19 protein-coding genes and 1 pseudogene are annotated in these 19,978 nt (G+C 64.8%); 9 read left to right on the top strand and 11 right to left on the bottom strand.

Annotation, left to right across the window (positions count from 1 at the left end; genetic code table 11):
* Nucleotides 1-158: 158 nt before the first annotated feature.
* Together KHO41_RS10780 and KHO41_RS10775 are read left to right on the top strand one after the other, a co-directional pair.
* Nucleotides 159-1,154, top strand: a complete 996-nt coding sequence (locus KHO41_RS10780; RefSeq protein WP_211953275.1) for a Bug family tripartite tricarboxylate transporter substrate binding protein — start codon at nucleotides 159-161, stop codon at nucleotides 1,152-1,154.
* A gap of 74 nt (nucleotides 1,155-1,228) precedes the next feature.
* On the top strand, nucleotides 1,229-2,752 hold the full coding sequence (locus KHO41_RS10775; protein WP_211953274.1) for an amidase: 1,524 nt from the start codon (nucleotides 1,229-1,231) through the stop codon (nucleotides 2,750-2,752).
* A gap of 38 nt (nucleotides 2,753-2,790) precedes the next feature.
* Here the strand turns inward: KHO41_RS10775 and KHO41_RS10770 are convergent, their stop codons facing one another.
* From KHO41_RS10770 to KHO41_RS10760, 3 genes and pseudogenes are all read right to left on the bottom strand, one after another.
* A complete protein-coding gene (locus tag KHO41_RS10770) occupies nucleotides 2,791-4,272 on the bottom strand; it encodes an FAD-dependent oxidoreductase (protein ID WP_211953273.1) in 1,482 nt (493 codons plus the stop codon).
* Nucleotides 4,273-4,452: 180 nt separating this feature from the next.
* Complete coding sequence (locus tag KHO41_RS10765; RefSeq protein WP_211953272.1) at nucleotides 4,453-5,466, bottom strand: zinc-dependent alcohol dehydrogenase family protein; 1,014 nt, start codon at nucleotides 5,464-5,466, stop codon at nucleotides 4,453-4,455.
* 63 nt (nucleotides 5,467-5,529) lie between these two features.
* Nucleotides 5,530-6,219: pseudogene (locus KHO41_RS10760) on the bottom strand (alpha-hydroxy acid oxidase); the annotation flags it as partial.
* Between the two features lie 55 nt (nucleotides 6,220-6,274).
* Here KHO41_RS10760 and KHO41_RS10755 point away from each other — a divergent pair.
* Together KHO41_RS10755 and KHO41_RS10750 are read left to right on the top strand one after the other, a co-directional pair.
* The gene (locus KHO41_RS10755; protein ID WP_244873787.1) at nucleotides 6,275-7,231 is read left to right on the top strand and encodes a LysR family transcriptional regulator; all 957 of its coding nucleotides are present in this window, start codon (nucleotides 6,275-6,277) and stop codon (nucleotides 7,229-7,231) included.
* A gap of 177 nt (nucleotides 7,232-7,408) precedes the next feature.
* Nucleotides 7,409-8,404: a Bug family tripartite tricarboxylate transporter substrate binding protein gene (locus tag KHO41_RS10750; RefSeq protein ID WP_211953271.1), complete on the top strand. Its 996-nt coding sequence runs from the start codon at nucleotides 7,409-7,411 to the stop codon at nucleotides 8,402-8,404.
* A gap of 105 nt (nucleotides 8,405-8,509) precedes the next feature.
* On the opposite strand, the gene KHO41_RS10745 is transcribed toward KHO41_RS10750, so the two are convergent.
* Both KHO41_RS10745 and KHO41_RS10740 read right to left on the bottom strand, forming a co-directional pair.
* Nucleotides 8,510-9,073, bottom strand: coding sequence for an RBBP9/YdeN family alpha/beta hydrolase (locus KHO41_RS10745; protein ID WP_211953270.1), 564 nt, complete (start codon nucleotides 9,071-9,073; stop codon nucleotides 8,510-8,512).
* 22 nt (nucleotides 9,074-9,095) lie between these two features.
* Nucleotides 9,096-10,007, bottom strand: coding sequence for a TauD/TfdA dioxygenase family protein (locus tag KHO41_RS10740; protein WP_211953269.1), 912 nt, complete (start codon nucleotides 10,005-10,007; stop codon nucleotides 9,096-9,098).
* Nucleotides 10,008-10,143: 136 nt separating this feature from the next.
* On the opposite strand from KHO41_RS10740, the gene KHO41_RS10735 reads away from it, so the two are divergent.
* Nucleotides 10,144-11,157 (top strand): AraC family transcriptional regulator, encoded by a 1,014-nt coding sequence (locus KHO41_RS10735; RefSeq protein WP_211953268.1) that lies wholly within the window; start codon nucleotides 10,144-10,146, stop codon nucleotides 11,155-11,157.
* Nucleotides 11,158-11,242: 85 nt separating this feature from the next.
* Here KHO41_RS10735 and KHO41_RS10730 read toward each other — a convergent pair whose 3' ends face one another.
* The 3 genes from KHO41_RS10730 to KHO41_RS10720 form a co-directional block, all read right to left on the bottom strand.
* On the bottom strand, nucleotides 11,243-12,007 hold the full coding sequence (locus KHO41_RS10730; protein WP_211953267.1) for a crotonase/enoyl-CoA hydratase family protein: 765 nt from the start codon (nucleotides 12,005-12,007) through the stop codon (nucleotides 11,243-11,245).
* Nucleotides 12,008-12,055: 48 nt separating this feature from the next.
* The gene (locus KHO41_RS10725; RefSeq protein WP_211953266.1) at nucleotides 12,056-12,823 is read right to left on the bottom strand and encodes an SDR family NAD(P)-dependent oxidoreductase; all 768 of its coding nucleotides are present in this window, start codon (nucleotides 12,821-12,823) and stop codon (nucleotides 12,056-12,058) included.
* A 90-nt stretch (nucleotides 12,824-12,913) separates the two neighbouring features.
* A complete protein-coding gene (locus KHO41_RS10720) occupies nucleotides 12,914-14,092 on the bottom strand; it encodes a thiolase family protein (RefSeq protein WP_211953265.1) in 1,179 nt (392 codons plus the stop codon).
* Nucleotides 14,093-14,340: 248 nt separating this feature from the next.
* On the opposite strand from KHO41_RS10720, the gene KHO41_RS10715 reads away from it, so the two are divergent.
* The 3 genes from KHO41_RS10715 to KHO41_RS10705 all read left to right on the top strand — a co-directional run bounded on the left by KHO41_RS10715 (nucleotide 14,341) and on the right by KHO41_RS10705 (nucleotide 15,798).
* On the top strand, nucleotides 14,341-15,141 hold the full coding sequence (locus KHO41_RS10715; protein WP_244873786.1) for an IclR family transcriptional regulator: 801 nt from the start codon (nucleotides 14,341-14,343) through the stop codon (nucleotides 15,139-15,141).
* Between the two features lie 146 nt (nucleotides 15,142-15,287).
* Nucleotides 15,288-15,578, top strand: a complete 291-nt coding sequence (locus tag KHO41_RS10710) for a nucleotidyltransferase family protein (protein ID WP_211953263.1) — start codon at nucleotides 15,288-15,290, stop codon at nucleotides 15,576-15,578.
* 55 nt (nucleotides 15,579-15,633) lie between these two features.
* Entirely contained in the window at nucleotides 15,634-15,798 is a 165-nt protein-coding gene (locus KHO41_RS10705) for a ribonuclease HepT family protein (protein WP_211953398.1), read from the top strand.
* 23 nt (nucleotides 15,799-15,821) lie between these two features.
* Here the strand turns inward: KHO41_RS10705 and KHO41_RS10700 are convergent, their stop codons facing one another.
* A complete protein-coding gene (locus KHO41_RS10700; RefSeq protein ID WP_211953262.1) occupies nucleotides 15,822-16,619 on the bottom strand; it encodes a crotonase/enoyl-CoA hydratase family protein in 798 nt (265 codons plus the stop codon).
* 35 nt (nucleotides 16,620-16,654) lie between these two features.
* Entirely contained in the window at nucleotides 16,655-17,635 is a 981-nt protein-coding gene (locus KHO41_RS10695) for a Bug family tripartite tricarboxylate transporter substrate binding protein (protein WP_211953261.1), read from the bottom strand.
* Nucleotides 17,636-17,971: 336 nt separating this feature from the next.
* On the opposite strand from KHO41_RS10695, the gene KHO41_RS10690 reads away from it, so the two are divergent.
* The gene (locus KHO41_RS10690) at nucleotides 17,972-18,916 is read left to right on the top strand and encodes a Bug family tripartite tricarboxylate transporter substrate binding protein (protein ID WP_211953383.1); all 945 of its coding nucleotides are present in this window, start codon (nucleotides 17,972-17,974) and stop codon (nucleotides 18,914-18,916) included.
* Nucleotides 18,917-18,993: 77 nt separating this feature from the next.
* Here the strand turns inward: KHO41_RS10690 and KHO41_RS10685 are convergent, their stop codons facing one another.
* A complete protein-coding gene (locus KHO41_RS10685) occupies nucleotides 18,994-19,950 on the bottom strand; it encodes a Bug family tripartite tricarboxylate transporter substrate binding protein (protein WP_376989503.1) in 957 nt (318 codons plus the stop codon).
* Between the last annotated feature and the right edge of the window lie 28 nt (nucleotides 19,951-19,978).

Below are 19,978 nucleotides of genomic sequence, written 5' to 3'. Positions count from 1 at the left end.
CGGTTAGGACACCGGTCAATTCTACAAATTGCCGAAACGGCAATCAATTGTTCGAAACATTGCCACGAATTCAGGCTGGCGAAATCGTAGGATAGTGACACACGGCACCGTTGCACCACATGCCGTACGTCGATCCCAATCCCTGCCGGAGCTTCGAGATGCGCCTCCCTCTCCACCACGCTCTTTGTGTGCTGACTGCCTGCGGACTCGCCGCCGGCGCTGGCCTGGCGCCTGCCGTGGCGGGCGCGCAAGGCAACTACCCCGCCAAGTCGATCCAGCTGGTGCTGCCGTTTCCGCCGGGCGGCGCCACCGACGTGGTCGGCCGAATCATCGGCCAGAAGCTTGGCGAGAAGCTCGGTCAGACCGTGGTGGTCGACAACCGCCCTGGCGCCGGCACGATTGTCGGCGCCAGCTATGTCGCCAAGTCCGCGGCGGACGGCTACACGCTGCTGGCGACGTCCGGCACGACATTCACGGTCAACCCGGCCATCTATCCGCGCTTGCCTTATGACCCGCAAAAGAACTTCGAGCCGATAGGGCTGATCGGATCCACCGGCCTGATCCTGCTGGCCAACCGCGACGTGCCGGTCAACAACCTGAAGGAGTTCGTTGCCGCAGCCAAGGCGCATCCCGGCAAGTATTCCTATGGTTCGTTCGGTGCGGGAACTACCGCGCATTTTGCCGGCGAAGCACTGTTGAGCCTGACCGGGACCAAGCTGCTGCACGTGCCTTACAAGGGCAGCTCGCCAGCCATGACCGACCTGATCGGCGGCCAGGTCCCGTTCAGCATCGACACCGTGGCCGCGGCCCTGCCACAGGTCAAGGGCGGCAAGGTCAAGGCCATCGCCGTCACCACGGCGAAGCGCTCGGCGCTGTTGCCCGATGTGCCGACAGTGGCCGAGAGCGGCTATCCCGGCTTGGACGCCAGTACCTGGATCGCGCTGGTCGCCCCGCGGGGTTTGCCGCCGGAGGTCCACGCCAGGCTGGAGAAAGCGCTGGCCGACGTCCTCGCCGACCCGGATACGCAAAAAAAGCTCACCGATAACGGCATCGAGCCGCACTATGCGCCGGGCAAGCAAGTCAGCGACCTGATCGCGAAAGAGATGCCTCAAATGCGCGAGGTAGCGCGGCGCTCCAACATCAAGCTCGACTGAGCCCGCACGAATCCCACCGATCCACTCCGGTCCGCTGGCGAAAGCAAGGGGCCGCTCAAGGAACCTATCGTCCCATGTACTCGCAGGACCAACTGACCTCGGCATCCGCCGTCGAGCTTCGCCGGCTGATCGGCACCCGGGAAATCTCTCCTGTGGAACTGCTGGACGCCTGCATCGCCCGCATCGAGACCTACAATCCGGCCATCAACGCGATCACGGCGACTTGCTACGAGCGGGCGCGCGCGGAGGCGAGGGCGGCCGAGCAGGCCGTCCTGCGCGGCGAGCCGCTTGGGCTCCTGCACGGGCTGCCCCTGGGCGTCAAGGATCTGGAGGCAACCGCCGGGCTCCTTACCACTTATGGCTCGCCGCTATACCGTGACAACGTGCCCAGCCAGGACAATGTTCTGGTGGCGCGCCTGCGGGCGGCTGGCGCCATCGTGGTTGGCAAGACCAATATTCCGGAGATGGGTGCCGGCGCGAATTCTCGCAATGCGGTGTGGGGCGCCACCGGCAACCCGTTTAATCCGAACCTGAACGCCGGGGGCTCATCGGGCGGTTCAGCCGCGGCGCTGGCCGCAGGCTTCTTGCCGGTTTGCACGGGCTCCGATACCGGAGGATCGCTGCGTATCCCTGCGGCCAAGTGTGGCGTGGTCGGTTTCCGGCCTTCGCCGGGCGTCGTGCCGAACTCGCGCAAGCTGCTGGGCTGGACCCCGATATCGGTGGTCGGCCCGATGGGCCGCACGGTCGCGGACACCTGCCTGCAGCTGGCAGCTTCGGCGGGCGCATCGGTCTCCGATCCGCTCAGCTACGAACTTGACCCTGGCTCGTTCCTCACCCCGCAGCACGTCGATCTGTCCGATCTGCGCGTAGGCTGGACTGAGGATTTCGGCAGTTGCAGCGTCGACGACGGCATCCGCCGCGTCTTTCGCGCAAAGATCGCCGAGATGCGGCACCTCTTCAAGTCCTGCGATGAGGTCAGGTTCGACCTGGGCGATGTGCACCGCTGCTTCGACGTGTTGCGCGCAGAGAGCTTCGTCGCAAGCTTGCGCGACGCCTACCAGCGCGATCCCGCCAGCCTCGGGCCCAACACGCGCGCCAACTATGAGCTTGGCGCCAGGATGTCGCTCGGCGACAGTGCCTGGGCCCAGGCCGAGCAGACACGAATCCTGCAACGCTTCCAGCAGGCATTCCGCGACTATGACGTCATCCTGTCGCCAACGACGCCAGTCTCGCCATTTCCGTGGACCCGCCTGTACGCGGAAACTATCAATGGCGAGAAACAGGAGAACTACTACCGCTGGCTGGCACTGACCTATGTGGTCACCCTGACCACGCACCCGGCCATTTCATTGCCGTGCGGCGTGGATGAGCAGGGCATGCCATTCGGACTGCAGGTGACCGGACGCTTCCGCGGCGATGCCATGACGCTCGGCGTGGCGCAAGCGATGGAGACGGCCTTTGCCGACTCGCCAACCTTGTGCCGGCCCATTCCCGATCTCGATGCCATCGTGCCGGCCGTGCCCGCGCTTCGCTCTATCGTAACGGCGCCGCCCACCTTTGGCGGATCAACGCAGTCAGGCGGCGTATCCGCGGTCTGAGCCTCCGCCCCGGATTCCCCGCCCGCTGCCATCTGATCTCAGGAGCGGCACGCCGAGCCGGCAGCGTGCCGCCCGGCCTGCCGGCCGAAGAACGTGGCGTCCGCGAGCGACATCCCGGAGCTGTACCCGCCGCCCCAGCGTGGCAACCCGCATGACGTCCGCCCGGCAGCATAGAGACCGTGGATCGGTACACGCTTCTCGCTGAGCACCTGGCCAGTGGGCAATGTGTCCAATCCCCCCAGCGTGAAGTGCGGATAGAACGCATAGTCGACGCGGCAATCGAGTGCGACAAAGGGCGGTTCATCAAGCGGCTTCAGCCACTTCGCCGCTTTGTGGAATAGCGGATCGGCGCCTTCGGCAGCGTGCCGGTTGTAGTTCGATACCGTGGCGGTCAGCGCTCCCGGCGGCATGCCCAGATCGTGCTCGACTTCCTCCCAGGTGTCGCCAGCGGCGGCGATGCCGATGCGCGTGAATTCTGCAGGCTGCTGATACGTGGCGCTGTCGACCAGCAGATATATGCGGTCGCCGAGTTGCTGCATGATGTGGTGGCCGATTCGGCCGTGATAGCAGTCCTCGTTGATGAAGCGCTGGCCGCGTTCGTTGACGAACACGCCGTTGATCAGCGATTCGGGCGCGTAGAAAGGCAAGCTCACGAAGCCCTGATCCATGTGTATCGCGGCGCCGCCCACACTCATCCCCATCAAAATGCCCGAACCGTCGTCTCCCGGGCTGCCAATCGGCTCGTTCGCGCGCAACAGGCTGGGCGCGTGCCGCCGGACCATGTCGCGATTCATCACGAATCCGCCGGCGCAAAGCACGACGCCGCTTCGTGCGCGCGCGTAGCGCGTCTGGCCGTTGATGCGCACGACAACGCCGTGCACGTGGTCCGCCTCATCGGCAATCAATGCGAGCACCCGGCTGTCATAGCGCACATCCACGCCCAGCTTGACGACGCGCGCGGCCAGCACGTCCATCAGCATGCGCCCGCCGCCCCAGCCGGCCCACTGTGGCGTATGTCCGCGAGGACAAGGCTTGGCGTTGGCGGAAAACGGCCACGCCTCCTCACTGCCTGACCAGATCAGGCAGTCGTCCGTCTCCGGCTCCAGCATGCGCTCTGGCAGATAGGTGTTCTTGTAGGTCAGCCCCTGTTCAACCAGCCAGTCATGGTGAGCGCGGCTGCCGTCGGCGTAGGCGCGAACTTTTGGCTCGTCGGCATCAGGGCCGCCTGCCATGAGCAGGTAGCGGTACAGGTCCTCGGTATCGTCGACAAAACCTGCCTGCTGTTGAGCGGGCGTACCTCCACCGCCGCCCAGGTAGATTTCACCCCCGGACAAGGCGCTCGTGCCGCCACTGCCGGAAGCGACCTCGAACAGCGTGACCGCTGCACCAGCTTGCGCAGCTTCGATAGCGGCACACGCGCCCGCAGCGCCGAAGCCGACGACGATCACGTCGGCTTCCATGTCCCACTGCGGGACGTTCCCAAGACGACAGGGGCGTGTGACGGAGAACTCCAATGACATGAATCAGCCTCGTGAGAAGAGCACAGACAGGGGTCGGTCCGGGCTTGTTGATGCTTCACCACGTTGCCTTGCGGCAACCCGCGTCGACATTACTTTGACCGCGGGTCGCCATTCATCGTCTTATCGGACTAGGCGATGTTCAGGGCAGGCTGGACTGATGCAACAGGAGTCAGCGGCCGCTCAGATGTCCAGCACGATCTTCCCAACGTGCTGATTCGATGCCTGGTAGCGAAACGCGTCAGCCATGGCTTCCAGCGGGAAGTGCCGGTCAATGACCGGGCGGATGCCGGTGGCATCGAGCGCGCGCACCATGTCAAGCTGGTGTCGGCGGCTGCCGACGAGCAGGCCAGTCAAGCGCAGATGCTTGCGCAGCAGTTGCGTGACGGTGATTGGCGCGGTCGCGTTCCCCAGCGAGCCGATCACGGCGATATGGCCGCCGACACGGGCTGCCGTCATCGATTGATCCAGCGTCGCGGCGCCGCCAACCTCGATCACATGTTCGGCGCCGGCGCCATCCGTCATCTCGCGCACGGCCTCACCCCACTGCACCGTCTTGCGATAGTTGATCAGGCAATCCGCGCCAAGCGCCTGAAGCCTGTCGAGCTTATCGTCCGACGATGAGGTGGCGATTACGCGCGCGCCGGCCGCTTTGGCGAACTGCAGGGCAAATACCGATACGCCGCCGCTGCCGAGTACCAGCACGGTTTCACCGGGTTTCAAGGCGCCGTCGACAAACAGTGCCCGCCAGGCTGTCAGACCTGCGGTGGTCAGCGTCGCGGCCTCGGCATGGCTGTAGCCGCGCGGGGCGAGCGTGAAGCAGTCTTGCGGCATCGTCACGGCTTCCCGCGCAAAGCCGTCGACGCCATCCCCGGGAACGGTAGCGAAATCGCTCAGTCGCGGCTCTCCTTCATGCCATGTGGGGAAGAAGGTACTGACGACATGATCGCCGACCGAGAACGCCTTGACGTCCGGGCCGACGGCTGTGACTTCTCCGGCGCCGTCCGCCATCGGAATGCGCCTTTCCGTCAGGCTCCTGCGGCCGGAAACCACGGCGTAGTCGTGATAGTTGAGCGAACTGGCACGTATGCGGACGGTGATCTCGCCCGGCCCCGGCGGCGCAACGGCGGCCGTGCCGACGATGATGTGCTCGAAGCCTGCCGGCGGATCGAGATAAATGGCTTTTGCCTGAGTCATGGCATTCCCTTTTTTTGTGGACCGGCGCGATACCGCCCGGTGCGGCTTCAATGGCGCATGGAGCTAGACAATGACGGAACGGTTCACGTCAGCGACGGTGTTCGCCCCAAGCATAGCCATATTTCGATCGACCTCGTCGCGCAGGAGCGTGATGGCGTGGCGAATGCCTTCGGCGCCTCCCACCGACGCAGCGTAGACGAAGGGCCGGCCCAGGAAGACAAAGCGCGCTCCCAGCGCCAGTGCTTTCAGAACATCACCGCCGCGCCGGATACCACTGTCCATCATGACGGTGGTCTTGTGCGCGACGCTTTCACAGATTTCCGGCAACACGGCAAGCGGTTCCACGGCACCGTCCAGTTGGCGGCCGCCGTGATTCGAGACGATGATGCCGTCGGCACCCAGGGCGACAGCGCGTTCTGCGTCGGACTTGTGCAGGATGCCCTTGATGACCAGATTGCCGGGCCATCTTTGCCGGATGCGTTCGATGTCGGTCCAGTTCAGGTGATCGCGTCCCGTTGTGTCGCGAATCGCCGAGGCCGACAAGATCGGTGCGCCGCGTGTGGCAAAGGAATTCTCAAAATGCGGCATCCCGGTCGTGAGCAGCGTTCTGGCGAACGTTCCCGCCAGCCAGCGCGGCCGGGACACGCCGTCGAATGCCAGGCGTACAGATGGCCGCAAGGGCAGCGAGAAGCCAGTACGAACATTGTTCTCCCGGTTGGCCCAGACCGGAATATCCACCGTCAGGACCAGCGTACATCGATCATTCTCCGAGATGGGGTATGGCGCTATTTCATCCGGATTCTTTGATATGATCCAGATGAAAATCTGTAATCTTTGTTCCGCTTTTCTGATTAAAACGATGATCGACGTACGTCAGTTGCAGTGCTTCCTAGCCGTGGCGGAAGAACTTCACTTTGCGAAGGCGGCGGATCGACTGGGACTCGCACAATCAGGGCTCAGCACCCAGATCCAGCGTCTGGAACAGGACCTGGGCGTCACGCTCCTGAATCGGAACAAGAGGAAGCCCGTTTCACTGACCGATGCGGGGCGTTTGTTTCAGGCCGAGGCGGTCGCTGCGTTGCGGCACATCGAGCGCGCCGACCAGGTCGGACGCCTGGCGGCCAGAGGGCTGGCTGGCGTGATCCGCGTTGGTTATGTGGCGTCTGGCGTCAGCAGCGGCCTGCTGTCCAGGTTGCTGAGCGAGTTCCGGAAATCCCATGAGATGGTCCGGCTCGAAATCGTGCCCATGGAAACGCCAAGGCAGCTCGAAGCGCTTGGCGATGGGCAGATCGATGTGGGAATCGTCAGGCCGAGGCGGCTCTATCCGGCTGGCGTGATCAGTAAAGTCTTGCAGACGGAACGTCTCCTGGCCGCCATGGCGGAAAGCCATCCCCTTGCCAGGCGCGCGACGGTTTCCGCGCGCGCGCTGGCGGATCAATCGTTCATCGTCCCGCAGTTTGCAGAGGAGGAAGGATTCGGGTCCGCGCTATCCGCCCTGGGCAAAGCCGGAGGATTCACGCCTCACCTGGAATATCGCGTCCAGGATTTCATCTCTGCAATTTGCCTGGCCTCGGCGGGATACGGCATGGCCATCGTGCCGGAGTCGATGCAGAACTTCTCCCAGCCGGGTGTCATCTACAGGCCGATCAGCGACTTCCGGCTCTCGGTGAACCTGGCGCTGGCTTACCGACGCCGGGAAGTCTCGCCGGCGGTACGGGCATTCGTGAAGCTCGGTACGGAGACATTCAAGGTCAGCGCTTCGTAGGCCTGCCGCATCTGGCAATTCCGGCTTGCCACACCCCAAGGGTTTACCCTCTGCTTGCACGAATTGGCAAAAACTTGTCGCGCTCGGCCAAGCCGGCCGACGCCCCGCAATCCGAGAATGGCCGTCATGGACAAGGCTTTTCGGACGCGCGAAGCGTAGCAATCACGAGGTATGGACATGAAACAGCACAACAATAACGACTGGTGGACCGGATGCGCCCTCGCGATCGGTGTTGGCATCGCGGCCTGGATCCCTACGGCTCACGCCCAGGACGAATGGCCCACGAAGACGATCCGACTGGTGGTGGGCGGCCCGGCCGGCGGCACGGCTGACGCCCTGGCGCGACTGCTGGCGGAAGGCCTGCAGAAGACATGGGGCAAGCCGGTGATCGTGGAAAACAAGGCTGGCGCTGCCGGTGCGCTCGCAATCGCCGACTTGCAGTCCAACGGCAAGGATGGCCATACGCTTCTGGTCATCCAGGGCGGCGTCGTGAGCGAGGCGCCTTTGGCCAACAAGGTCCATTACAAGCCATTCGACGACCTGAAACCGCTGGCCCAGGTCAGCCGGACGGGATTGGTGCTGGTGGCCAACAAGGATGTGCCGGTCTCCAACCTGAAGCAGCTGGTGGACTACGGCAGATCGCAAAAGGACGGGCTCGTCTTCGCGTCTTACGCCCCGGGATTGAAGGGCCACACATCGGGCATGCTGTTTGGCCAACTCGCCCACGTACCCATGCGGCATGTGGGCTACAAGGGCTCGCCGCCGGCCTTGAACGACCTCATGGGCGGCCATGTGCCGCTGATGTTCGATGGCGTGACGACCTCATTGCCGCTGATCAAGGCGGGCAAGATCAAGGCGATTGCGGTGGCCTATCCGACCCCGATTTCCGGACTGGCGGATGTCCCCACGTTCAAGGAACTCGGCTACCCGCAGCTGTCGCAAGCAGGCTGGTTCGCCGTGTGGTCGCGCCCGGGTGTCGCTCCGGCAGTCCAGCAGAAAGTCCGCGAGGCAACGCTGGCGTACTTCAAGCAACCCTCAGTGCAGAACCGCATCAAGGAAATGGGCATGGAGCAGGGGGATGCCGTCACCTCGGACGAGATGATGGCGGACCTGAAGCAGGCCTACCAGCAACAGGCCGCGCTGCTCAAGTCCATCAACTACCAGCCGGAATGATTGGAAGGGTTTTCGACTGAACTCGCGACGGCGCTTCGGCTGATGGCGCAACCATCAGCCAGCGCCGACCTGGCGAGCTCATCGTGGCAAGGGAAGGGGAGGCGATCAGCAGAGGTCGCGAATGAATGCTTCGGCCTGCGGCCACTCGCCATAACCCGAAGCGGGATTCAGGTGCCCGACCTCGCCGAGTTCGACGAAGCGGCTGCCCCACGCCTGCGCCAGTTCGCGGGCGCGATCGAGACGCGTCAGGGGATCGTTGCTGCTCGCCGCCACGATGCTCGGAAACGGCAATTTGCCGCGCGGAATCGGCAGCCAGCCGTTGTCGCGCAGTGTGTCGGTAGTCGGGTAGCCCGCCGGCATGGGCGTCTCGAGATCCGCGGGCGCGGCAAGCAGTGCGCCGCGGATCTTGCGTGCGGTGGCTCGGACCGCCGCCCAATGGGCGATCATCATCGCGCCCGCGCTGTGCGCCACGATGATGACATCCCCCTCGATGGTGGACAGGGCGCGATCGATCGCATCGACGCGGGCGGCGCAGCTCAGTTTGTCTTGCTCAAGCGGCGCGACGGAAACGACGCGAGGCAGCTTGGCCGCAAGCAGCGTCTGCCAGTGTTCCGGCACATGGTCGCGCAGGCCGGGGACGATGAGAATGGTGGGTGACGTAGAAACCATGACTGACTTTCAGGGGCAATTTTCAAAAAGTCGCATCACCGACGATGGCGGTGCGCTCCATCTTCCGGTGACACGGCGGGTAGTCCATCACTGCGTAATGCTGCGTCGAGCGGTTGTCCCAGAACGCGACACTGTTCTTCTTCCAGCGAAAACGCACCTGGTATTCGGGGATCATGGCCTGGCTGGTCAGGTAGTTCAGCAGGTTGCTGGCGCCTGGTGACTTGTCCAGCCCGAAGCGCACGTTGGCCGGCACGTTGTAGTTGGTGAAGTGCGTCGTAAAGCTTCCGTTGACGAACAGCACCTTCTCTCCGGTTTCCGGATGGATACGAACCACCGGGTGCTCGGCGTCGGGGTACTGGGCCTTCAGCGCAAGACGCTTTTCGATCGGCATCGCGGCACCGAAGCTCGCCTCGATGCTGTGGCGCGCGCGCAATGAGGCGATCTTCGTCTTGATCTCCTCGGGCAACTGGTTATAGGCCTCGACCATGTTGACCCACATGGTGTCGCCGCCCACAGGCGGGCATTCGATACAGCGCAGCACGCAGCCCAGCGGCGGCTTTTCGCGCCAGGTGGCATCCGTATGCCAGGAGTTCTCGTTGCGGTCGGGCGGACTGTCCGGGGTCTTGTAGATCTGGACCAGTCCCGGGTAATCGGGGTGGCTGCCCACCACCGGGTGGTCTTCGAGCTGGCCGAAGCGGCTCGCAAACGCCACGTGCTGCGCGCGCGTGATGTCCTGGTCGCGGAAGAACAGCACGCGATGCTTGAGGAGCAATGCGCGGATCTCCGCCATCTGCTCGTCATCCTCGGCAGCCGCGCCCAGATTGACGTTGCTCAGCTCCGCACCGATCGTGCAGGTGAGAGGCTCGACCCGAATCGAACTGCTCAGGGAGGTTGCGCGGACTACTGCGGGTGCCGCGTCTGGGGATTGGGTCATGGACGTTGTCTCCTGTGATCGCTCAATCGATCAGGCCGATCGGATCCTGTCAGTTTGGGCGCTGCAGGGGTTTCCCGCTTGACACTACGTGACAGGCATTTATCCTTAGCTGTCAAAGTCCCACTCCGCCCCTCCGATGTCGTCACTTGTCCGCGCCGCAGCCCTCACGAACTTCAACGAGGTCGCTCGTGCCGGCGGCCTGGATCCGGTGCGGATGCTGCTTGATGCGGGACTGAGCCCGAGCGCGCTGCGCGAGCCGGACGTCATGATTCCCGTGGAGCGTCTTGGACGCCTGCTTCAGGCGTGCGCCACCCAGTCAGGCAATGAGAGTTTCGGGCTGTGCATGGCCGAGTCGCGCCTGTTGTCGAATCTCGGTCCGGTAGGGCTGCTGATCCGCGACCAGCCGACGCTGCGTGACTCGCTGCGGATGCTGATGCGCTATCAGTCCTTGCTCAACGGTTCGCTGTCGCTGGCGATCGAGGAGTGCGGCGATCTGGTCATCATCCGGGAAGTGGTCATGGCCGGCCAAGCCCATGAGCCCACGCGGCAGCGGGTGGAGCTGGCGCTGGGGGTGATGGTGCGGTTGATACGCCAACTCCACCGGTACGACTGGGAGCCGGCGCGCGTATGCTTCGAGCACCCGGCGCCGCGCGACCTCAGTGTGCACCAGCGCTTTTTTGGCCCGAACGTCGAGTTCAACTACGACTTCAACTGCATCATCTGCTCGAAGGCCGACCTCGACGCGCGCAACCCGTATGCCGATCCGGCCATGGCGCGCTATGTGCAGCAGTTGATCGACGCAACGGCCATGTCGAAGCAGGCAACCATGCTTGAGGACGTCCGGCGCATCGTGCTGTTGCTGCTGCCCAGCGGCCGCTGCAGCATCGAGCAGGTCTCCGAGCATCTGGGTATCGGGTGCCGCACGGTGCAACGCCGGCTGGCGGAAGAGGGGCAGCCCTTTTCGGCGGTCGTCAACGACATTCGCACGGAACTCGCGGCGCGCCATGTCATCGAGACCGACCGTCCGTTGACCGAGGTCGCCACCTTGCTCGGGTTCTCGGCGCCGAGCGGGTTTTCGCGCTGGTATCACGCGCAGTTTGGCTGCAGCCCCAAGGAAAGCCGCGCCGCGCGCGGCACCGTACGCCCATAGGCGGGCTCTTTTCGGGTGACCGTGGATGGTAATGCGGCCGGCGCAAGGGCCGGCCGCATGGGCAAGGGCTTGCCGTTTCAGTGGCTTACTTGCCGGTCCACACGGGCTTGCGCTTCTCGGCAAACGCGGCGGCGCCTTCGCGGGCATCGGCCGACGAGAACACCGGTGCGACCAGTGGACGCTGGCGTTCGAACATCTCGGCGGCCGACCAGTCGGCGGACTCGCTGACGATCTGCTTGCTGACCGCTACGGCCAGCGGGCCATTGGCGCCGACTTCCTCGGCCAGCGCGAACGCGGCTTCCAGTGCCTGGCCCGGCTCGGTCAGGCGATTGACCAGCCCGTACGTGTGCGCCTGTTCGGCGCCGAGCATATTGCCGGTCAGCGCGTATTCCATGGCGATGTGGTACGGGATCCGGCTCGGCAGGCGCATCAGGCCGCCAGCGGCAGCCACCAGGCCGCGCTTGACTTCGGGCAGGCCGAACTTGGCCGCCTTCGAGGCCACGATCAGGTCGCACGCCAGCGCCATTTCAAACCCGCCGGCCAGGGCATAGCCTTCCACTGCGGCAATCAGCACCTTGCGCGGCTGCGCTTCGGTCAGGCCGCCAAAACCGCGGCCCGGCAGGCTGGGGCGCTTGCCGGCCAGGAAGCCCTTCAGGTCCATGCCGGAGCAGAAGGTACCGCCCGCGCCAGTCAGGATGGCCACGCTCAGGTCATCGCGCGACTCGAGCTGGTCGAGCGCGGCGGCCAGTGCCGTCGCGGTCTCGAAGTCCATGGCGTTGCGCGCCTCGGGCCGGTTCATCGTGATCAGCAGGATGTTGCCGCGCGTTTCTAGTTGCAGCGTGTCGCTCATGCTTGTCCTTGTGTTCCTTGCAATCGGTGTTGAGGAGAGACCGGAGGCTCAGCGCGGAGCCATGCGGATGGCGCCATCCAGACGGATGGTTTCACCGTTGAGCATGATGTTTTCGAGGATGTGCAAAGCGGTCGACGCATACTCGTCGGGCGCGCCCAGGCGTGCCGGGTGCGGCACCATGGCGCCCAGCGAGGCACGCACGTTTTCCGGCAGCTTGGCCAGCAGCGGCGTGTCGAACAGGCCCGGGGCAATCGTGCAGACACGGATCGCGCGCTGCGCCAGGTCGCGCGCGGCCACCAGCGTCATGCCGACGATGCCGGCCTTGGCCGACGAATACGGAATCTGGCCGATCTGGCCTTCGTAGGCAGCGACCGAAGCGGTCAGCACGCAGGCACCGCGCTCGCCATCGATCATTTCGTTCTTGGCCATGCGTGCCGCGCCAAGGCGCAGCGCGTTGAACGTGCCGATCAGGTTGATGCGCACGATCGACTCGTACTTTTCCAGCGAACCCGGCGAGCCGTCCTTCTCGACCACGCGCACCGGACCGCCGAGACCCGCGCAGTGCACCAGCGCGCGCAGCGGGGCGAGTGCTTCGGCAGCGTCATAGACGGCGTTCATCTGGTCGGTGTCGCAGACATCGGCCTTGACGAAACGCGCCTTGGGGCCGAGTTCGTCCAGGGCGGCGTTGCCGCGCTCTTCGGACAGGTCGGCGATCACCACGCTCACGCCACGCTCGATCAGGCGGCGTGCGGTAGCCAGGCCCAGGCCGGAAGCGCCGCCGGTCACCACTGCGGACATATCTGCGGTCAGTTTCATCTTGTGTCTCCAGTTCTGATTCGGGGATTCGGAAGTACGGATATTTGGAAATGCGGCACGGACCGGCTCACAGGCCGGTCCGTCCAGGCCTTACAGGCGTTCGATGATCGTGGCGTTGGCCATGCCGCCGGCTTCGCACATCGATTGCAGGCCGTAGCGGCCGCCGCTGTCCTCCAGTGCGTGCAGCATGGTGGTCATCAGGCGCACGCCCGACGCGCCGAGCGGGTGACCCAGTGCAATCGCGCCGCCGCGCGGGTTCAGGCGCGCCGCGTCCGCGCCCAGCGCCTTCTGCCAGGCCAGCGGCACGCAGGCGAACGCTTCGTTGATCTCGTAGTGGTCGATCTGGTCCAGCTTGAGACCGCTTTTCTTGATGGCGCGCTGGCTGGCCGGGATTGGTGCGGTCAGCATCATCACCGGATCGTCGCCACACACGTCGAAGGCCACGAAGCGCGCTCGTGGCTTCAGGCCCAGGCGCTGTGCCATGGATTCGCTCATCAGGAGCATGGCCGATGCGCCGTCACTGATCTGCGAAGCATTGCCGGCCGTGACGTTCCAGCCGATCTGCGGGAAACGCGCGCTCAGCTCGTCATTGCGGAACGAGGCCTGCAGCGTGCCGAGCTTTTCGACCGAAGTGCCCGGGCGGATGGTTTCGTCGTGCTCGATCACGCCATTCGGCGTCACGATCGGCAGGATCTCGCGGCGGAACGCACCGGCTTCGCGTGCGGCGGCAGCCAGCTCGTGCGAACGGGCCGAGTAGCCGTCCATCTGCTCGCGCGACAGTTCGTACTTCGCGGCGACCAGTTCCGCTGCCACGCCCTGCGAGACCAAACCCGGCGCATAACGCGCTTCCATCGACGGACCATACGGGTTCTGGCCGATACGGGCCGAGCCCATCGGCACGCGGCTCATCGATTCGATGCCGCAGGCGATGACGATGTCATAGGCGCCGGCCATGATGCCCTGCGCGGCGAAATGCACGGCTTGCTGGCTCGAGCCGCACTTGCGGTCGATCGTGGTGGCGGGCACGTGATCGGGGAAGCCAGCCGCCAGCCAAGCCACGCGGCCCGGGCCCGCGGACTGTTCGCCGGCCTGCGTGACGCAGCCGGTGATGACGTCGTCGACGAGACCGGGATCCAGCTTGTTGCGCTCCACCAGGCCCTTGAGCACCTGGGCCAGCAGTTCGGTGGCATGCAGTTCGGTGAAGGCCGAACCAGGCTTGGAGCGGCCCATTGGGCTGCGGATGGCGTCAACGATAACGGCTTGTTGCATGGAGGGTCTCCTGAAAGAGGGCAGCAGATTGAAGTTGGCAGGCAGAGGCAGATAGTGAGACCTCAGTACCAAAAAATGATCGTCGGATACGATGAATTGGCATTCTGGCGCCGGAAAAGCCTCCTGTAAATCTAAAGACGCTCGATTTGACTTCGGGAAAAACGAAGGGCACCATCCAGGTTTTGAGACGCTGGTATCGAAAAACTCGAGACTCAGCCGTTTATATGCCTAATGAGACACATTCCACAATGACCTTGCCGACCGCTGCGGGCGCTGACGCCGAAGGCGAGGCCCGCCTTGTCAGCGCGCTTGCGCGTGGCATTTCGATCCTCAACTGCTTTTCGCCTACCGTGCAGGAGCTCAGCAGCCGTGAGCTCATGGAGCGGACGGGCCTGGCCAAACCGACCCTGTTCCGGCTGCTCGATACCCTGTGCGAGCTGGGCCTGCTGCATTATTCGGAACGCTTGTCGCGCTACGTGCCCGGCGTCGGACTGGTGAACATGGCCGCGCCCGCGCTCGCGCGCATGACGGTGCGGCAACTCGCGCGCCCGTTGATGCAAGAGCTGGCCGACCATATCGAGGGACAGGTCGAACTGATGGTCGGCTACGGACACACGCTGACCTACGTGGAGATCGCGCAAGGCGTGCGCAGCCGCGTATTCCGGCCGGAAGTCGGCACCCGTGTGTCGATGTCGCGAACGGCGTCCGGCCGCGCCTACTTGTCGATGATGGGTGAGACGGAACGAAACGCTTATCTGGAGCAGCTTCGCGCCACCGATCCGCAGCGCGCGACCTGGCTGCAGGGCCGGCTGGAAGAGGCCGTGCACGACCTTGACGAGCACGGCTTCTGCCGCGGCCACCGCGATCTGCATCGGGAAATCGAGGCGATTGCCGTGCCCATGCGCGCCCGGCGCGATGGCGAAGCGTGGCTGGTCGCAGCCTCCGTGCCTGTATTCAGCCAGCAGAGCAAGCAACTGTTCGAAGACGTCGGGCCGCGGCTGGTCAGCCTGGTCCGCAACGTGGAGGGTTCACTGGGGGCGGCGGGGTAGTGCGATGCGGTCACCCGGACGGTTCTGACGCGGCGTGCCAGGCGCTTCTTCAGGCATGGCGCTCACCTCGCCGCGCCGGCAAGCCGTCTTGTATTTCAATACTTGTTTTCTTACCATCCCAGAGAGTTTCGATAAGAAGGATGCCTATGCGACCGTCCGTTGCACTCGAGCTGAAGCGAAGCGCCGTACGCGAAGCGACTAACCGCTTCCACGCTGCGAACCCGCGCGTCTTCGGGTCCGTGCTGCATGGCACCGACGCGGATGGCAGTGACCTCGACCTGCTTGTTGATGCCTTGCCGGGAGCAACGCTGTTTGACCTTGGTGGCCTGCAAGACGAGCTGGAAACGTTGCTCGGCATCCGGGTTGAGCTGCTGACCCCCGATGACCTGCCGCTGAAGTTCCGGGCCAAGGTACTCGCGGAGGCACGGCCCGTATGACGGAGAACCGGCTATCTGATTACCTTGAACACATGGGCGCGGCAGCAGCGGATGCATGCGCACCCAGCAAGCTGTGATCATGAGCCTCATCATCATCGGTGAAGCCGCTACCAAGGTGATGGACAGCTACCTCGACTTCGCCCAGGCGCACACCGAAATTCCGTGGCGGAGTCGTGCGATTGCAGAGGCGGCACGCAAGGGCAATTCCGCGGCCGCCTGATCCTGATACCCGCGCCTCAGTTCTCAGTTGCCCGAAAACACCGGCTTGCGCTTTTCCAGGAAGGCCTGCACCGCTTCACGATGATCGGCAGTCTGGTGCGACAGCGCCTGGAAGCCCGCGGAAAGTTCCAGCAGCGTGTCCAGCCGCGTGTGCATGCCTTCGCGCATCAGACGCTTGGCCAGCCGCACGGCGTGCGGCGGATTGGCGGCGATGCGCTCGGCCATGGCGTTTGCGGCGGGCAGGAGTTCTTCCGGCGGCACCACACGTGATACCAGGTTCCATTCCAGCGCCTGCTGCGCGCTGATGGCCTCGCCGGTGAAGATCATCTCGGCCGCACGCGACAATCCGATCACGCGCGGCAGCAGCCATGCGCCGCCATCGCCAGGGATGATGCCCAGCCGCACGAACGATTCCGCGAACTGCGCGCGTTCGGACGCAATGCGGATATCGCACATGCAGGTCAGATCCAGGCCGGCACCCATGGCCGCGCCATTGACGGCGGCGATCACCGGCACTTCGAGGTTGAACAGCGCCAGCGGCAGGCGCTGGATGCCGCAGCGGTAATCCTGGCGGATCTCCATGCCGCTCACTTCGCCAGAGGCCTGGCGTTCCATGTCATGGATATTGCCGCCTGACGAGAACGCGGTGCCCGCGCCGGTGATGATGACGGCGCGCACGCTGCGGTCGCCGTGGATACGGTCGATGGCGGCCAGGAACTCGTCGACGGCGGTATTGCCGGTCAGCGGGTTGCGGCGGTCGGGCTCGTTCATGGTCAGGGTCACGATGTGGCCCTGCTGCTCGTAGCGAAGGAAGTCAGCCATGGTGTGGTCTCTCCGTTTCTGGATCTGAATACTCGTTATTGCTTGGGGATGCCGGCCTGCTCGGCCGCCTCGGACCAGCGGCGGATATCCGCGAGCCGGAAGCGGCGCAGTTCGTCCGCGCCGGCGACAAAGACATCCCAGTTGGTGCGCGCGAGGAATTCGGCCGATTCCCGCGTGCTGTAGATCTCGACGATGGCCTGCTCCAGTTTATGCAGCACCGGCTTGGGCGTGCGGGCCGGCGCGAATGCGGCGGTCCAGTTGACCATGAAATAGCCGGGAAAGCCGCTTTCCTGCAGCGTCGGCGTGTCGGGGCGGCTGGCCAGGCGCTTGTCGCCCGTGACGGCAAGGATGCGCAGCTTGCCGGCCTGCAGCAGCGGCAGGGTGGCGCCGTAGTCGGCAAATGCGAAGTCGATCTGGCCAGCGGCCACGTCGGTCAGTGCCGGCGCTGCGCCCTTGTAGGGCACATGGTTGGCCTTGACCCCCGCACGTGTCAGGAACAGTTCGGTGGCGATCTGGTACGACGCGCTGCCGCCGCCATAGTTGAGCTTGCCGGGATTGCGGCGCGCCGCGTCGACCAGGCTTGCCACATCGCGGTAGGACGATGAGGCCGGCACCACGAGCGCCATGGCGCCAACGCCGAGCCGCGCTATGGGGGCGAGGTCGGCCACCGGGTCATAGGGCAGCTTGCGGAACATGGCCACATTGGTGGCGACGGGAGAGTTGCTGGCCAGCAGCAGCGTGTAGCCATCCGGCTCGGCGCTGACCACCGCCTGCGCGGCAATGAAGCTGTTGCCGCCAGGGCGGTTCTCCACCACCACCGGCTTGCCGAGCTTCTCTTCGAGCTTGCGTGCGACGTAGCGTGCGTTGGTGTCGGTGCCGCTGCCCGGCGGGAACGACACCACCAGCTTGACCGGCCGGTCGGGATACTCCGCGCGCGCCGGGGCTACCCAGAACGCCAGCGTGGCAAGGACCGTTACGCCCGCGATGGCTGCCGCGCGCCTTGTGATTGCCTGCATGTTGTCTCCTCGTGTTCGGTTGCCCGTTCGATGGGTCTGTGCCGCCAAGGCTAAGGGGAGCGGCATGCGTTCGTCCAATATTCATTTGTTGCCAAGCGATATCCCAGAGATATCACTGTCAAACAAATGAATATTGGACACTGACACTCACGCACTCCTAAGCTGGGACTCAATTCGACGACGTACAGGGAAGGCTCGGCTACGACGCCGCGCGCATCGCCGCCTTGCGCAAGGAGGGCGTGCTGCAGGCCCCATCGACGGCATCGCTGCATGAACACATACCAACCAGAGGAGACCGCAGTGAAGACCCGATTCCCGTTGCGCCTGGCTGCCGTGATGACCGCCGCCGTGCTTGGCATCATGGCCGTGCCAGCAGGCGCCCAGTCCCGTGCGCAGCCGATCCGCTTTGTCGTGCCATATCCGCCAGGCGGGGCGGCGGACCAGATCACGCGGCTCGTGGCACAGCAGGCCAGCGTCAAGCTCGGTACGCCCATCGTGGTGGACAACAAGGGCGGGGCGGGGGGCATCATCGCCGCCGAGACCGTGGCGCGGGCCGAACCCGATGGCAAGACCTTCCTGGTGGGTTCCAACGCGCCGCTGGTCATCAACAGCGCGCTCTACACTACGTTGCCGTATGACCCGGTCAAGGACTTCAAGCCTGTGGCCGGCATGGGCAAGTCGCCGCTGCTGCTGGTCACGCGGCAGGACCTGCAGGTGAAGTCGTTGAAGGATCTGGTGGCGCTGGGCAAGCAATCGCCCGGCAAGCTGACCATGGGTTCGGCCAGTAGCGGCAATATCACGCACCTGGCCGGCGAGTACGCGGCGTCATCGCTCGGCTTCAAGGTCACGCACGTACCGTTCGCGGGTAGTGCGCCGGCCATCATCAGCCTGATGGGCAAGAACGTCGACATCATGTTCGATGCCTTGCCGTCGTCCATGCAGCAGGCAAAGAGCGGCAAGCTGCAGGCGCTGGCCATCCTCGACCGCAGCCGCTTTCCATTGCTGCCCGATGTGCCGACCATGCAGGAACTCGGTTATCCCGGCCTGGAAGCGAGTGCGTGGTTCGGCGTCGTCGCACCCGCGCGCACGCCTGACGCGGCCATTGCCGGGCTGAACCGCGCCATCAACGACGCGCTGCAGCAACCGGACCTGCAGGACAAGCTGCATGCCATCGGCGCGCAGCCGATGCCGGGCTCGGCGGAGGCATTCGGCCAGTTCGTGCGCGACGAGCGTGCGCGGTGGATCCCGCTGGCGAAGACGCTTGGGGTTAAAGCGGACTGAGCCGCAGGGGCGGGCGCCATCCGGCCCAAGCCCTGAGCACAAGGCGGGAACGCACAGGGCGTGCGTTCCCGCTCGATTCAATCCTCGGCAACGAAGCCGGTCGCCTCCACGATGGGCCGCCACGCGGCGCGTTCCATCTGGATGCGGTGCCGCGCCTCCTGCCCGGGCCGCGCTACCACTTCGAGGCCCAAGGCTTCGAGCTTGGCGGCGGTGGACGGGTTTGCCGAAGCGGCAAGGAACATTTTCTCGACCTTCGCCAGTACATCGGGCTGCGTGCCCGCCGGCAGGAACACGCCGTACCAGCTTGTGGCGTAGTCATACTGGCTGAAGCCCTGTTCCTTCATGGTGGGCACTTCCGGCAATGCCTTCGCGCGCCGCGTGCCGCTCACGCCCAGGAACTGCAGTTTGCCGCCCTTGTAGAGCGGCATCATGCTAGCCACGGCATCCCAGCCGATCGACACATTGCCGCTGATCACATCGACGAGCATCGGCGATGCGCCGCGATAGGCCGCCGGCGTAATCGGGACCCCCGCGGCCTTGCCCAGCGCGACCGTGCCGAGATGACCGGCGCTGCCGATCGTGGCCAGCCCAAGGCTGGCCTTGTCCGGATTGCGGCGCGCCCAGTCCATGTATTCCTTCATGGTCTTGTACGGCTGCTGCACGCCGGCGGCGACCACGGTCGGCACGTCGGTGAGCACGGCGGCCGGGACGAGATCCTTGTCGGCGTCGTACGAGAGCTTCTTGTACGTCAGCGGAAAGATCGTGAACAGCGGCGACGGGCCAATGAATACGGTCTTGCCGTCGGGTTTGGCGCGCTTGACATAGTCGAGCGCGAGCCGTGCCGACGCGCCCGGGCGGTTTTCGACAATCACGGTGCCGTGGCCGTCCTGACGCAACTGTTCGGCATAGAGGCGGGCGAGACTGTCGGCGGCGCCGCCCGGCGCATAGCCGACGATGATGTGCATGGGCTCCCCGGTGTCGGCGGCCATGGCGAGGCCTGACGGAACGGCCGTGGCGATCGTCACGGCGGACATCGCGAGCAGGGACAGCGAGAACTTGCGG

Origin of the sequence: Cupriavidus numazuensis, from assembly GCF_905397435.1 — a bacterium.
In the GTDB taxonomy this organism is placed as follows: domain Bacteria; phylum Pseudomonadota; class Gammaproteobacteria; order Burkholderiales; family Burkholderiaceae; genus Cupriavidus; species Cupriavidus numazuensis.
Note: the sequence above shows the minus strand (reverse complement) of the source record. Positions and strands in the feature narration are given on the sequence as shown.